The sequence below is a fragment of the Mesorhizobium sp. CA16 genome (assembly GCF_020165175.1).
Classification (GTDB): domain Bacteria; phylum Pseudomonadota; class Alphaproteobacteria; order Rhizobiales; family Rhizobiaceae; genus Mesorhizobium.
The window spans coordinates 1-13,907 of the sequence record NZ_JAIUHP010000020.1 but is presented as its reverse complement, the minus strand read 5'-3'; the positions used below and the strand labels follow the sequence as shown (position 1 = coordinate 13,907).

Sequence of the window (13,907 nt, the reverse complement as noted above, 5' to 3'; positions counted from 1 at the left end):
ATTAACGGTCGATAAATTTGCCCAGTATTTGTTTCATGAGTTATTGCTCAGCAACAGAAGGTCGCTTACACGCTTGATGCCGATATTTCGTGCCTAATATCGGTTTACGGTGCGAGGGCGCGGAAGAAAAGCCGGCAACATCAATCCGATAGCGCCGCGCGACAGTCTCGTCTCAGCGCCTGGTCTTGGATTTGTTGAGCGCAACGGCCTCGCGGACGAGCGCCTTCAGGGCGTCGGCGTCGATCTTGTCGCCTTCCTTGAAATCGATGGCGCGCCGGGTGTTGCCTTCCAGGCTGGAGTTGAAGAGCTTCTTGGGATCGGGCAGCGCCGCGCCTTTGGCGAAGGTCAGCTTGACGACGGCCTTGTAAGTCTCGCCGGTGCAGATCATGCCGGCATCCTCCCAGACAGGGACGCCGCGCCATTTCCATGTCTCGACGGCTTCGGGCGCCGCCTCCCTGATAAGAGCGCGGAGTCGGGCAAGCGTCTCGCCCCGCCAGTCGCCCAGCTCCTTGATCCGTCCGTCGATCAGTTCGGACGCAGACTTGCCGTCCTGTACGTCGCCTTGTTGCATGTCCGGTTCTCCTCGATGCTGAATAAGAGATCGCCACCATGGCCCTTTCGGGGAGATGGCGCTTGATTTTTCGTGCGCTTACATCCGTTCGCCGGGCAGCCGGCTTGCCTGCTTCACCCAGGAGACGAACTGCTCCTCGTCGATCGGCTCGTTCTCGTGGATGTGGAAATAGCGTGTGTCCTTGCTCTTGGATTCGACAGGCGGCACGGGCTTCAGCGACAGGCTGCGGAAGAACGCCACCTTGATGTATTTGGCGAAGCAATGGATGCCGAGGAACCAGCCTTCGCCTTCCATGCCGTAGAAGGGAGAGTTCCATTTGACAGCCTTTTGCACACCAGGGACGGCCTGCATGATGAGCTGGTCGAGCCGGCGCCCGACCTCGCTCTTCCAGCCCGGCATCGCCGCGATATAGGCCTGCACCGGAGCATCGCCATGGCCCTTGGCGATCTGCGGGTTGCCGCCCGAAAGCAGGACAAGTTTGGCGTCCGCGGATCCGGCAGCCTTCGATTTCGTCTTTGCCATCAGGCCGATCCCGTGCGCTCGCCCGCCGGCTCCCCGGGCCATCTGGCGGCATAGGGCAGCACGAACATATAGAGGCCGCTGAACAGCAGCAGGAAAAGCGGAATCAACGGCGAATAGACGATCCAGGCGGGCGGCGGGCCCATGGCCATGGCAGCGAAATTGGCAATGACGGTGACGGTGAAGATGATCGAAAGCCAGCGGTGAAGCTGCCTGATCCACTTGCTCCAGTTCAATATAACCTCCCTTGCGAATGACGATACGGATCGAGCTCTCTACCAGTGCGCCAGTTGCGAAAGCTGAATGAGGTTGCCACAGGTGTCGTTGAGCTGCGCGATGGTCGCGCCGGTCACCGCGGTCGGCGCCATGGCAAAACTGCCGCCATTGGCCTTGATGCGCTCATGGTCGCTCTTGATGTCGTCGGTGAACAGCATCAGCGCCGGCTGGCCTTGCTTGAAGATGGCCTGCTGATAAGTCTTTGCCGCCGGATTGTCGTTGAGGGCCAGCTGCAGTTCGGTGCCGTCCGGATCGTCAGGCGAGACGACAGTCAGCCAGCGAAACGGCCCATTGGTGAAGTCGGCCTTCTTGGTGAAGCCCAGAATTTCGGTATAGAAGCCAAGGGCCTTTTCCTGGTCGTCGACATAGATGCTGGTCAGCTTGATCTTCATTTTGGTGTCTCCATTGCTTACGCCTGCGGTTTGCCGCCCCGCCGGGACCGTGTCTGTCTTTTGAGGCTTCGGCGGACGTCAATCGATCCGCGAAAGCAGCTGCTCCAGGGCCGTGAAGTTGCGTTTCCAGCCCACTGTGGCGCCGCGGTAATACGGCTCCTGGTCGGTGCGGAAGCCGACCTGCTCCATGCGCAAATGCGTGCCCTTGCCCGTCGGGGTGAGCGTCCAGGTGACCACGCTCTCGAGATCCTTGGTGTCCCAGCTGTAGGACAGGGTTCGGTTGGGCTCGACCGTCCGCACCTGGCAGTCGACGCCGCCCCATTCGGCGCTCATGTTGAAGCGATGGTCCACGACCGGCTTGAAGCTGTTCTTCATCAGCCACTCCTCGATGAGATGCGGTTGGGTGAGAGCGCGCCAGATCTTTTCTGGCGGAAAAGGTATCTCGCGCTCGACGATGACGGAGCGCGTTGCGGCCTCATTCATTGATCCATCCTTTTGAGCAGGTCTTCCAGATCGTCGAAGCGGCTTTCCCAAAACCCCGCCATGTGGCGCGTCCAGTCCATCAACGGCGCGAGCGCCTTGAGCTGGGCACTGTAATGGGTCTGGCGACCCTCATGGCGGTCGCGCACCAGTCCCGCTTCCTTGAGGATGCCCAGATGCTTCGACACCGCCGGCTGCGACACCCCGGCCTGGGCGGTCAGGGCCCCGACCGTCTGCTCGCCCTGGCGGCACAGACGCTCGAAGATGGCGCGTCGCGTCGGATCAGCGAGCGTCCTGAATAGCATGTCATGCGCGGTCGTCATTTTTAACCGATAACCCGTTGGCTATTGATTGACGTATAACCATTGGGATATGCATGAGTCAAGCAGCGAATGAGGACGCGCACCTGAAGCCGCGGCCGTGGGCCGGCACGCCGGTACGGCCGGACGGCACTGAAAAGATGGTTGCTTATGCCGCGTTTGCTGACGGAACGGTCAAATCCCTCAGCAGCGTGGAAAGGTCCGGTTCGTCGATGAGCAGGGCGGCGTCGACCGCCGGAAGCCATGCGCGCTGCCGGTTCGCGGCTTCCTGCCAATCGGCAAGCTCCTCGGCGACCTCGAGCAGATAGACCACAACGTCGACGCGAATGAAGCCGTTGGGCATGCGTTTCCAATAGGAATAGGTGCCGGCAGGCTGCTTCAGCGTCCTGCCGAGCACGCCGGCTTCCTCGCGGGCTTCGATCGTTGCCGCCTTGCGCCCGCTCTTGCCCTTCATCGGCCAGCCTTTTGGCACAATGAAGCGCCGCGTGGTGCGTGAGGTGACCAGCAACACTTCGAGATTGCCGTCTTCTCGCACCCGATATGGAATGGCCGCCACCTGGCGGATGCGTTGGCCTTTCCTGGCTCTGCGGACTGCTTTCTTCTTGGTTGTTGCCATTCCAAATTCCGTCAGAGCAGCATCCCTGCCATACGCTATCCGCGCGGGCAAAAACCTGTCCTCCTGCAAACTCTAGAGCGTTTCACCGTTTCACGGAAACGGCGACCCGCTCCATCTCTTTAGTTTTGACGCAATTCCTGACGGAAAACCGTGTCACACTTTTCCTGGAATTGCTCTAGAACCACCGCCCTTGCAATCCGGCATTTTGCCGGCAAGTAAGTCGGCTAATAAACTGAAAAAAACAAAATGTCAGCGGCAAACCCTGGAAATCGTGTTGCCGACCGCTTCCATCCGGCATGTCTTGTCAAATACCGGCACATCGGGCTGGCTCCTGGGCGGGGCCGGCCGGTCGAGCTCGCGATAGATTTGCTGCTGCTGCTGGTATTGCTGCCGCTGCAAGCGGTTCTGCAACTGCTGCAGCTCATTCTGCTGCACCAATGCATTGCGGTTCGTCGGGATGACGATCTGCGCATAAGACGGCGCAATCAGATAAACCGAGGCCGCCAGCACTGCGCCTGCAAGAACAGCCAGACTGTGACGAAGCATCCGCGCGGCTCCCATACAAAAAACCATGCATTTCATATAATGCGGGCAGCCAATAACGCCATGGGTAACCGCAAAACGTGATGCGGCTCACCGACGCCGGGCGATTGGCTATGCCGGGACGCCGGCGCTGGAGATCGGGGCCGACATCCCGGTCAGCGCCATCGCCAGTTCCCGCATCTGCGGAAAGGCCGGCGTCGAGTTCTCCACCAAGCAGTGGATCGAGAGGCATTTCGCCGCCGCCGAGAATCTGCCCGGCAATCCGGCATTGCACTTGACGGAAGCCATCGATTCGCCCCTGTATCGGGTCGGCGCCGGGCTGGAGCTCGATGGCGTCAACGGCGTCGGGTTGCTGTCAGGTACGACGACGCCTTTGGGCAAACGGTCAAGCAGAATGCGGTCAGCGCGTGTCTGAAGGTCAGCTTTTAGCTGACGCGGGCGGCGGCTAAGAAGGGATCTCATGAGGACGAAATACGCGTATTTCGCGGCGATGCTGGCAGCCGCCTGCATTGCCGGTGTGCCGGCAGCGGGACTTGCCGCGCAGAACAAGGCCGACAAGGTGGCTCCAGCGGCCCAGCCCGCCGACGCGGCGGCCAAGCCCCAGCTGCCAGGCGGCGCCTCGGCGCTGTCGGAGACGCATGGCGACTGGACGGTCAACTGCCAGGTCACCGGCACCAACAAGGTCTGCAGCCTGTCGCATCAGCAGTTCAACAAGCAGAGCGGCCAGCGGCTGCTGGCGATCGAATTGACGACCAAGACCGGTCAGGACGCCGCCGGCACGCTGGCGCTGCCCTTCGGGCTTGCCTTGGCCAACGGGATCTCGTTCGAAATCGACGACAAGAAGCTGGACGGCACGTTGCAGTTCAACACCTGCCAGGCGGTAGGTTGCCTGGTACCGGTGACGTTCGACGGCAATATCACGCCGTTGCTGCAGAACGGCACCACGCTGAAGGTCAACGCCACGGCGGCCGACACTGCGCAGCCGATTTCCTTCACCATCTCGCTCAACGGCTTCGGCAGCGCGCTGGCGCGGACGGCGGACCTGTCGGCGGACTAGGTTGTCGAAGACCGGCCGGCTGAACGCTTCGTCATCCACGGGCGGAGCAAGGAGCGAAGCGACGCGCGCAGACCCGAGGATCCATTCCGTGACATAGGAGCGCTGCTCACGGTGCAGAATTCTGCGCCGCTGCGCTCTACAATCCAGGTAACGGAATGGATCCCAGGGTCTCCGCGACGCCGCTTCGCGGCTGCTCCGCCCAGGGATGACGAAGTTGGAAGGTTTCGGCCAACCAGCACGGCTTGCCTCAGCTACTCAACCTCGCGCAAACGGTATCCCACTCCCGTCTCGGTGACGATGTAGCGCGACTGGTCCGGCGTCTTCTCGATCTTCTGCCGCAGCTGACGCACATAGACCCTGAGATACTGGACGTCGGTCGAGTTGTTCCAGATCTGCTTCATCAGGAACTGATGCGTCAGCACCTTGCCGGCATATTGCACGAGCATGCGCAGGATGTCGTATTCCTTGGGCGACAGTTTCACTTCCTTGTCCTCGACCGTGACGATGCGCTTCACAAGGTCGACCGAAAAGGATAAAAGAATTCGAACAAAAAGGGAACGAAGAAAAATGCTCGACATCGCACTATCGCAACAGGCGGCAACCTGGCTCGGCTCATTCGGCCGGGCGCTCGAGGCCGGCGATATCGAGGCGGCGACGAACCTCTTCGCGCAGGATTGCTACTGGCGCGATCTCTTGACCTTCACCTGGAATATCAAGACCATGGAGGGGCAGGCGGCGATCCGCGAAATGCTCACGGCCACGCTCCACTTGGCGCAGCCCTCGCACTGGCGGCTGTCCGGAGAGCCCAGCGTCGACGACGGCACCGTCGAAGCCTGGTTCACATTCGAGACGGCGGTGGCGCGCGGCGAGGGGATCCTGCGGCTCAAGGACGGCCGCTGCCGCACGCTGTTCACGGCGATGAGCGAGCTCAAGGGGTTCGAGGAACGGAAAGGGCCGGCGCGGCCACTCGGCATCCGTCACAAGGCCGACCCGAACCGCGAGACCTGGGCGGAAGCACGGGCACGCGAGGCGCGCGATCTCGGCGTGCATGAGCAGCCTTATTGCCTGGTGATCGGCGGCGGGCAGGGCGGCATCATGCTCGGCGCCCGGCTGCGCCAGCTCGGCGTCCCTACGCTGATCATCGAGAAGAACGCGCGCGCCGGCGATTCCTGGCGCAACCGCTACCGCTCGCTCGTGCTGCACGATCCCGTCTGGTACGATCATCTGCCCTACATTCCGTTCCCGGAAAACTGGCCGGTCTTCACGCCCAAGGACAAGATGGGCGACTGGCTGGAGATGTATACCCGCGTCATGGAGCTGAATTATTGGGTCGCCACCAAATGCATCAGCGCCGCCTATGACGAGGCCCAAAAAGTCTGGACCGTGGTGGTCGACCGCGTCGGCCAGCGCATCACGCTGAAGCCGAAGCATATCGTCTTCGCTACCGGCGCCTACGGGCCGCCGCGGCAGATCGAGCTGCCGGGCGCCGAGAGCTTCAAGGGCGAGCTTTTGCATTCCAGCCAATATTCCACCGGCGAGAAATTCCGCGGCAAGCGCGTTGCGGTGATAGGTGCTGCAAGCTCAGGCCACGATGTCAGCGTCGATCTGTGGGAAGCGGGCGCCAAGGTCACCATGGTGCAGCGCTCGCCGACGACGGTGGTGAAGTCCGACACGCTGATGGATATCGGCTTCGAGATCTTCTCGGAAAAGGCGCTGGCGCGCGGCATCACCACCGACAAGGCCGACATGATCGTGGCCTCCACGCCCTTCGCCCTGGTGCCGAAGGGCCAGCGGGCGCTTTATGACGTGATCCGGGCGCGCGACGCGGATTTCTACCAGCGCCTCAGCGACAGCGGCTTCGCCATCGACTTCGGCGAGGACGAGACAGGGCTGTTGATGAAGGCCTATCGGACAGGCTCCGGCTACTACATCGATGTCGGCGCCTGCGAGCTGATCCTGAACGGCGAGATCAAGGTGAAAAGCGGCGTCGGCATCAAGTCGCTGACGCCGGACGGCATCCTGTTTAAGGACGGCAGCGAGCTCGCCGTCGACGCAATCGTCTGCTGCACCGGCTACCAGTCGATGAACGAGACAGTTGCGGGGATAGTCTCGCGCGAGGTCGCCGACAAGGTAGGTCCGTGCTGGGGCCTCGGCTCCGGCGTGAAGGGCGATCCCGGTCCCTGGCAGGGCGAATTGCGCAATATGTGGAAGCCGACGGCGCAGGAAGCGCTATGGTTCCACGGCGGCAATCTGGCGCTGTCGAGATTCTACTCGAAATATGTGGCGCTGCAGCTCAAGGCGCGCATGGAGGGGATAGCGACGCCGGTGTATGGGGAGCCGAGTAATTCGCGATCCTAGCTTCGTCATTCTAGGGCGGAGCAAGGAGCGAAGCGACGCGGCGCAGACCCTAGAATCCATGCCGTGACATTCGTGACGTGCGCAAGCGGACCAGGACGGGATTCTTCGCCGGGCGTCTCAAGCCCCATTCTGCACCGCTGCATTCTTCGGGTGACAGTCACGGCATGGATTCTAGGGTCTGCGCTCCGCTTCGCGTCGCTCCGCCCTAGAATGACGACGATGAGGGCCCAAAATGCCTCGCCGCCACATCGACATGCGTGTGATGCGCATGGGCCTCGAAGCGCTCCGTCTCATTGTGGTCGGGCGCTTCGTTCGGCCACCATTTGCCGCCGATGACGATGCCGTTGGAGACCAGTCGCTGATCCGCGACCAGTGACGCTCCAACAGGATCGACGAAGGTGAAGCGGCCGGGCTGCAGCTTCAGCACGGCGACGTCGCCGGTGCCGCCGACCTTCAGCGTGCCGAGTTCCGGCCTTGCGATCGCCTCCGCCGGCCGCTGCGTCGCCGCGCGCAGCACCTCGACCAGCGACATGCCGAGCGCCATGAGCTTCGACATGCAGACCAATATGTCGAAGGCCGGACCGTCGACGCAGTAGAGATGCACGTCGCTGGAGATGACGTCCGGCGCAAGGCCCTCGGCAAGCATCGCCCTCGCCACCTCGAAGTCGAAGGAACCCATGCCGTGGCCGATGTCGAAGATGACGCCGCGCTCGCGCGCCAGCCGCATGTCCGGCCGCACCGCTCCGGAGGCGAAGACCGGCGCGTTGGGGAAAGGCCGGAAGCAATGGGTGAGAATGTCGCCGCGGCGCAGCCTGGGCAGCACTTCCGAGCGGCCGGGCGGCGGCTCGTCGATATGCGCCATCAGCGGCAGGCCGGCCTTGTCGGCGGCTTCGAGCGCGAGGTCGACAGGCGCGATGCCGCTCGAGCCGCCGGCATGCTTGCCGGAACGGACCTTGACGCCGACGACGACATCGGCGTGCTCGCGCACCGCCGCCACCGTCTCGCGCGGCTCGCAAAGCCTGAGATCGCCGCATTCGCCGACCGACACTGTCTTGGCGAAGCCGAAAATGCCGGCGAAGGAAATGTTGACGTAAGCGAGGATGCGGACCTTCGAGCGCTCGATGACGTGGCGGCGGAAGCCGAGGAAATTGCCGGCGCCGGCGCTGCCGGCATCGATGAAAGTGGTGGTGCCGCTCTTGGCGGCGAGCCGGTCGGCGTCGACGCCGAGCGAGGTGCCGCCCCAATAGACGTGGCTGTGCAGGTCGATCAGGCCGGGCGTGACGATGCAATCCCTGGCGTCGACGACTTCACTCGCCGCCTCGGCATTGATGGCGGCGTCGATCGCGGCGACGCGGCCATCGGCAATGGCAACATCGCGTGGCGCGTCCAGGCCCGATACGGGATCGATGAGGCGCCCGCCCTTGATCAGGAGATCGAACTGCATCGGTGCCCTCGCTTTGTTTGTTCGTTTCACGCAATTCCGGACGAAAGGCTACGGCGAAGTCGCCGAACTAACCGCTAAGCACTTTTCCTGGAATTGCTTCAAGCGATCCGACCGGGCGATCAGACCGGCCGATAGGCGACGGCTTCGACTTCGATCTTGATGTCGATCATCAGGCGCGATTCGACCGTGGTCCGCGCTGGCGGATCCTTCGGGAAATGTTTTGCATAGACGGTGTTGAACGTGCCGAAATCGCGCGCGTCCTCCAGCCAGACGGTGGTCTTCACCACATCGTCCATGTTGCAGCCGGCGAGCGCCAGGGCCGCTTTGACGTTCTGAAGCACCTGCTCGGCCTGCTCGGCGATGCCGCCCTTGATCACGAGCCCGTCGCTGCCCACCGGCACTTGACCGGAAATATAGACGAAATCGCCAGCGCGGACGGCGGGCGAGAGCGGAACGTGGGATTTCCCAAAGCACTGCTTGGACAAGGGGAGCCTCCTTCAATCGACGACGGGAACCCGGTTACATAGCCGTCTACGCCTGTCGGCACGATCCTCCTAGAGCCAATGTCGGAAAGCAACATTCTTTCGAAATCCATGTTGCTTTATTACAGAAGCCTGAGCATCTTGCGCTCGACGCCGCTTGAAATCGGCCGCGCATATGAGGGAGATCGGCATGACCTTCGACAAGAATCCGTTTCCGGAAGGCGATGCCGACCGCCACGCGCTGTGGGAAATGCTGGTGCGGCGCGACATCGACGCCTTCCTCGGTCAGGACTGGTCGATGGTCGAGGACGATTTCATCGCGGAAAGCTTCTTCGGCATGCATGCGCATTTCCTTGCCAACGCAGATGCCTGGCGGCTGCAGTTCCCCCGGCTGGAGGTCTATCGCGACGAATGGCTGCGGCAGGCCGAGGAAACCGCGGCGACGAAATTCGCCGAGCCGCTGCGCGAAGCGCTGTTTCGCGTCACCAACATGCGCGACATCGACGTCGACGGCGACCGCGCGGTGCTGCACAAGAAGTTCGACGGCTCGGTCGCCAAGGCCGACGGCGGCGTCGACCGGCTCAAATGGCAGACGCTCTACTTCTGCCGCAAGGTGGGCGGACGCTGGAAGATTGCCGGCTTTATCGGCTATATGCCGCATCCGCTGGGCAGCTAGGCGGGGCCTGTCGGACAGCCTGCGTTGGCAAAATCGCCCATTGTGGAGTTTAACCGAAGCGCCAGTTGGTCGTCATTCTAGGGCGAAGCAAGGAGCGAAGCGACGCGCGCAGACCCTGGAATCCATTCCGTGACGACTGTCGAAGAGCGGGATGGTTCCAGAATATCATCGCAACGGCGCAATCCCGAGTGAAGTTCTGCACCGCTGCGACACTTCGAAGTCGCGGAATGGATCCTCGGGTCTGCGCGCGTCGCTTCGCTCCTTGCTCCGCCCGTGGATGACGACGTTAGGGAGGCTTCAGCCGACGAGCTCGCTAGGACAGAAGCGGCAACCGCTCATCGGGCGAGCGGTGGTCGAACACGACGCCCATGGTCTTACCAACGGCGGCCATGACGATCAGTTCGATGAGATGGTCGTCACTGTCCTGGCAAGCCGGGTCGGATCGGCGTATGGCGTCGAGCATCGCCCGGGTCGAGACGGTATCGCCGGCGCGAAATTTCGAAAGAGCAGATGAAACAAGGTCTTGCACCGTCCGATCTATGACGGGCACTTCCGCAGCGACGTTCATCGGCCTCCTCCTGCCATGAACCCTCCCGCAAAAGATGATACGCCAACGGTTGGAATGTGCCAGCAAAATGGTGGTCCGACCAGTGGGGCTGGCGACAGCCTGCCCTTGATTCAAGCCTAGATGTGGACACCTGCTGGCTAGCGGCAGCGTAAGCTCGACGCACCGCGCTCGGGTTGATAAGCCCGTCGCGCGCAGGGAGACGATCCGAGTCGAAATATGACCGTTGCAATCGAGATGGGGCAGACGAGCGCAGGCGCGTCGGCGGCCCTCGACCTTGAGGAGTTGCTGGCGACCCGCCTGCTGGTGCAGGGCAATTCGGGCTCGGGAAAGTCGCATCTGCTGCGCCGTCTTCTGGAGCAGAGCGCGCCCTGGGTGCAGCAGACCATCATCGACCCGGAAGGCGACTTCGTGTCGCTTGGCGAACGCTTTGGCCATCTGGTGATCGACGCGGAGGAACATACCGAGCGCGGCCTGCAGGCGGCTGGCGAGCGGGCGCGCATCCACCGCGTCTCGACGGTGCTCAACCTCGAAGGGCTCGATGCCGAGAACCAGATGCGGCGGGCCGCGGCCTTCCTCGGCGGACTGTTTGAGGTCGCGCGCGACCACTGGTATCCGATGCTCGTGGTCGTCGACGAGGCGCAGCTCTTCGCGCCCGCCGCCGCCGGCGAGGTTTCGGACGAGGCACGCAAGCTCTCGCTGGGCGCCATGACCAATCTGATGTGCCGCGGCCGCAAGCGCGGGCTTGCCGGCATCATCGCCACGCAGCGGCTGGCGAAGCTCGCCAAGAACGTCGCGGCGGAAGCCTCCAACTTCCTGATGGGCCGGACCTTCCTCGACATCGACATGGCGCGCGCCGCCGACCTGCTCGGCATGGAACGGCGCCAGGCCGAAGCTTTCCGCGACCTGGAGCGCGGGCATTTCATGGCGCTCGGTCCTGCCTTGTCGCGCCGTCCGCTCGGCGTGCGCATCGGCCAGACCGAAACCAGCCCGCGCAACGGCACGCCGCGGCTGATGCCGATGCCGGGAGCCGCGCTCGAAGATGCGCGCGCGATCATTCTTGCCGCGCCGCCGCCGGAGACGGTCAGGCCGCAGCGCCGGCCTTCGCCCGACCTGCTCGACCAATTGATGGCGGCCAAGGCCGCGCCGCTGGACATCCGCCCCGAGCCGATGGAACCGCAGCCAAGCGCCGAAGACCTGGCAGAGCGGCGCGAGCGGATGGACCGTATCCTGCGCGCCATCTTGGCCGAGCCGGATGCCGGGTTCCGCGTCATCGGCGTGCTCTACCAGGAGTTCGTGGTCCGCTGCCGCATCGAAGGGCTCGCCTCCGTGGTGCCCGACCTGTCGGAGTTCCGCCGCATGCTGACGCGCGCCCGCGCCGGCGTCGGCTCCGACATGGCCGAGGACGACGCTTGGCGCGACGTTTCCGTGCGCGCCTCGCTGCTGCCCGAAGACATGCAGGGCGTGTTCATGATGATCGCGCGCGCCGCCAAGGAAGGCTGGCCTTGCCCGAGCGACGCGGCGATCGCGCGGGCTTACGGTTCGCATTCGCTGCGCCGCGCGCGCCGGCTGCTCGACTACATCGAGGAGCAGGGCCTCATCGTCTGCCAGGTCGACGGAGCCGGCCGGCGCACGGTGACGCTGGTCGAACTCGCCTGGGCGACGGCGCCGGGCGACCCGAACGCCGTGGAGCAGGACAGCCTGGCTGGCTGACATCGGAAGACGCTGGCGACCGCGCTCTGGCAGCCTTTGCGCCATTGGTTGACGGCGAGCCTGCTTTGTCGGTTGCACGCAGCACTACATGTTCCGATAAAATTTCCAACAGAAATGCCAGCGACCGAGCGATGGCGAAGTCAACGCTGCGCCATCAAATGACGCTGCGCCGAAACGGACTCGGGCCGTGCACTTTAAGTCTTTGTTTTGTGCATATCATTCCCTCCAAATCGCAGCCCACTTTGGGAGACACAGGCATCAATCGATGGGGTGGCAGATTTGTTAAATGTTTAATGAATCGTTAACATTACGCGGGGATATATATTCCGTTATGGTTTCCAAATCGTAAAAAGCTAATATACCTGAATATAGGTTTGCTTGTCCCGCGATTGCGGCGACCGAAGGGGGGGCACGCCAGCTAGGAACGTTGGGTGCGAGCGTGCAAGCGCTCTGGGGTGGGGTTTTGTCTCTCGGCGAGAGAAGTCTTTACGTTCAATCAGAGTGGCTTGGTCCTGACCAACCGCCGCGGGCGGAAGCATTCGCTTGCGTCGTCCGCACCAGGATCAGCAGTAACCGTCGGGGCGAACACTTTGGTTGTTCGCAAAGGGATCACAGGGGGTAATTGGCAATGGCGACCACAACAGTTTCAGGCTCGACCGTCACGTTTTCGAATTCGGGCGCGGCAGCCAATCTGACGCAATCCGGCAGCGAGGATGGCAGCCTCCTGTTCACATTCGACGTTCTCGCGGCGAGCGGCGGCGGAACCAAGACGACGATCTATTCGGTGGACGACGGCATCAAGAACGATGACGGAGGGGCCGGGATTGTCGTCACCAACAAGGCGTTCGCTGATTACAACAAGGACCTGCTGATCCAGGACGGTGCGAACGTCATCGAAACCAGCAGCACGAGCGGGGCGAAATTCTGGATCGGCACCGACAACAAGATTCATTATGACGCAACCACTCTAGCCCCCCTGATCAACGCGCTCGGCGCTGGCGAGCAGTTCACGGACACGATCCAATACACGATCAAGATGTCGAACGGCACGCTCAGCGTGGGTACGCTGTCGGTGGTGATCACAGGTACCAACGATGCCCCGGTGATCACCGTCACCGCCGGCGATCACGATGCTGTCACGCTTAACGAAACAAACTCCCCTTTGTCGACAAACGGTACGCTGACCGTCAGCGATGTCGATATCCATGATACGGTAAACGCCTCGGTGACGGGAGTGACCTTGGGCGGAGCTGCCGGTTCCCTCCACGCAGCCGACGTCGTGAACATGCTGTCGCTGGGCGGCAATCCCGTCATCGACAACAGTCACACATCGGGCGCGATCAACTGGTCGTTCAATTCCACGCCGCAAGCTTTCGACTATCTCGCGGCGGGCGAGCATCTCACCCTGACCTATACGATCAAGGCAGACGACGGCCACGGCGGCACGACCACGCATGACGTTACGATTACCATCACCGGCACCAACGACGCCGCCTCGATCGTGGTCGACGCTTCGGTCACCGACGACCGGGCGGTGAGCGAGGCCGGCGGGGTGAACAACGGCACGGCGGGCGATCCCTCCGCCTCGGGCAAGCTTCTGGTGAGCGATGTCGACGCCGGCCAGGCGCACTTCCAGACGCCGGCGAGCCTCAACGGCACCTACGGCACCTTCAGCTTCGACGCGAACTCGGGCGCCTGGACCTATGCGCTCGACGACAGCCGCGCCGCCACCCAGGCGCTCAACGGCGGCGAGCCGGCGACCGACACGCTGACGGTGTGGTCGGCCGACGGCACCGCTCACCACGACATCGTCGTCAACATCAACGGCGCCAACGACGCCGCCTCGATCGTGGTCGACGCTTCGGTCACCGACGACCGGGCGGTGAGCGAGGCCG

17 protein-coding genes and 1 pseudogene are annotated in these 13,907 nt (G+C 62.8%); 5 read left to right on the top strand and 13 right to left on the bottom strand.

The window, feature by feature from the left end:
• Positions 1 to 172 precede the first annotated feature (172 nt).
• From LB525_RS24105 to LB525_RS24065, 9 genes are all read right to left on the bottom strand, one after another.
• Positions 173 to 571 carry a DUF1801 domain-containing protein gene (locus LB525_RS24105; RefSeq protein WP_224532207.1) on the bottom strand — a complete coding sequence of 133 codons (399 nt, stop codon included), beginning with the start codon at positions 569 to 571 and terminating at the stop codon, positions 173 to 175.
• Between the two features lie 78 nt (positions 572 to 649).
• Entirely contained in the window at positions 650 to 1,093 is a 444-nt protein-coding gene (locus tag LB525_RS24100; protein ID WP_224548025.1) for a DUF1801 domain-containing protein, read from the bottom strand.
• Positions 1,093 to 1,326, bottom strand: a complete 234-nt coding sequence (locus LB525_RS24095; protein ID WP_224548023.1) for a hypothetical protein — start codon at positions 1,324 to 1,326, stop codon at positions 1,093 to 1,095. The genes LB525_RS24100 and LB525_RS24095 overlap by 1 nt, the downstream gene beginning before the upstream one ends.
• Positions 1,327 to 1,365: 39 nt before the next feature.
• A complete protein-coding gene (locus tag LB525_RS24090) occupies positions 1,366 to 1,758 on the bottom strand; it encodes a VOC family protein (protein ID WP_095769284.1) in 393 nt (130 codons plus the stop codon).
• A gap of 78 nt (positions 1,759 to 1,836) precedes the next feature.
• Positions 1,837 to 2,241, bottom strand: a complete 405-nt coding sequence (locus LB525_RS24085; RefSeq protein ID WP_095769285.1) for an SRPBCC domain-containing protein — start codon at positions 2,239 to 2,241, stop codon at positions 1,837 to 1,839.
• Positions 2,238 to 2,561, bottom strand: a complete 324-nt coding sequence (locus tag LB525_RS24080; RefSeq protein ID WP_095769286.1) for an ArsR/SmtB family transcription factor — start codon at positions 2,559 to 2,561, stop codon at positions 2,238 to 2,240. The genes LB525_RS24085 and LB525_RS24080 overlap by 4 nt, the downstream gene beginning before the upstream one ends.
• A gap of 145 nt (positions 2,562 to 2,706) precedes the next feature.
• Positions 2,707 to 3,174, bottom strand: a complete 468-nt coding sequence (locus LB525_RS24075) for an NUDIX hydrolase (protein ID WP_224532205.1) — start codon at positions 3,172 to 3,174, stop codon at positions 2,707 to 2,709.
• 249 nt (positions 3,175 to 3,423) lie between these two features.
• Entirely contained in the window at positions 3,424 to 3,684 is a 261-nt protein-coding gene (locus LB525_RS24070) for a hypothetical protein (RefSeq protein ID WP_224548021.1), read from the bottom strand.
• Between the two features lie 144 nt (positions 3,685 to 3,828).
• Entirely contained in the window at positions 3,829 to 4,005 is a 177-nt protein-coding gene (locus tag LB525_RS24065; RefSeq protein WP_224548010.1) for a hypothetical protein, read from the bottom strand.
• A 172-nt stretch (positions 4,006 to 4,177) separates the two neighbouring features.
• Here LB525_RS24065 and LB525_RS24060 point away from each other — a divergent pair, with 172 nt between their 5' ends.
• On the top strand, positions 4,178 to 4,774 hold the full coding sequence (locus LB525_RS24060) for an invasion associated locus B family protein (RefSeq protein ID WP_224548008.1): 597 nt from the start codon (positions 4,178 to 4,180) through the stop codon (positions 4,772 to 4,774).
• 251 nt (positions 4,775 to 5,025) lie between these two features.
• On the opposite strand, the pseudogene LB525_RS24055 reads toward LB525_RS24060, so the two are convergent.
• Positions 5,026 to 5,301, bottom strand: a pseudogene (locus LB525_RS24055) (winged helix-turn-helix domain-containing protein); the annotation flags it as partial.
• A 40-nt stretch (positions 5,302 to 5,341) separates the two neighbouring features.
• Here LB525_RS24055 and LB525_RS24050 point away from each other — a divergent pair.
• Complete coding sequence (locus tag LB525_RS24050) at positions 5,342 to 7,132, top strand: NAD(P)/FAD-dependent oxidoreductase (RefSeq protein WP_224547996.1); 1,791 nt, start codon at positions 5,342 to 5,344, stop codon at positions 7,130 to 7,132.
• Positions 7,133 to 7,337: 205 nt separating this feature from the next.
• On the opposite strand, the gene LB525_RS24045 is transcribed toward LB525_RS24050, so the two are convergent.
• Positions 7,338 to 8,576, bottom strand: coding sequence for an amidohydrolase/deacetylase family metallohydrolase (locus LB525_RS24045; protein ID WP_224547994.1), 1,239 nt, complete (start codon positions 8,574 to 8,576; stop codon positions 7,338 to 7,340).
• 119 nt (positions 8,577 to 8,695) lie between these two features.
• Entirely contained in the window at positions 8,696 to 9,061 is a 366-nt protein-coding gene (locus LB525_RS24040; protein ID WP_224547992.1) for a RidA family protein, read from the bottom strand.
• Between the two features lie 187 nt (positions 9,062 to 9,248).
• Here LB525_RS24040 and LB525_RS24035 point away from each other — a divergent pair, with 187 nt between their 5' ends.
• Complete coding sequence (locus LB525_RS24035) at positions 9,249 to 9,734, top strand: hypothetical protein (protein WP_224547990.1); 486 nt, start codon at positions 9,249 to 9,251, stop codon at positions 9,732 to 9,734.
• A gap of 313 nt (positions 9,735 to 10,047) precedes the next feature.
• Here LB525_RS24035 and LB525_RS24030 read toward each other — a convergent pair whose 3' ends face one another.
• The gene (locus LB525_RS24030; RefSeq protein WP_140846296.1) at positions 10,048 to 10,302 is read right to left on the bottom strand and encodes a hypothetical protein; all 255 of its coding nucleotides are present in this window, start codon (positions 10,300 to 10,302) and stop codon (positions 10,048 to 10,050) included.
• Between the two features lie 216 nt (positions 10,303 to 10,518).
• Between LB525_RS24030 and LB525_RS24025 the strand changes: the two genes are divergently transcribed.
• Positions 10,519 to 12,012 carry an ATP-binding protein gene (locus LB525_RS24025; RefSeq protein WP_224547988.1) on the top strand — a complete coding sequence of 498 codons (1,494 nt, stop codon included), beginning with the start codon at positions 10,519 to 10,521 and terminating at the stop codon, positions 12,010 to 12,012.
• Between the two features lie 628 nt (positions 12,013 to 12,640).
• The coding region (locus tag LB525_RS24020; RefSeq protein ID WP_224547978.1) for a VCBS domain-containing protein at positions 12,641 to 13,907 on the top strand (1,267 nt) is incomplete at its 3' end.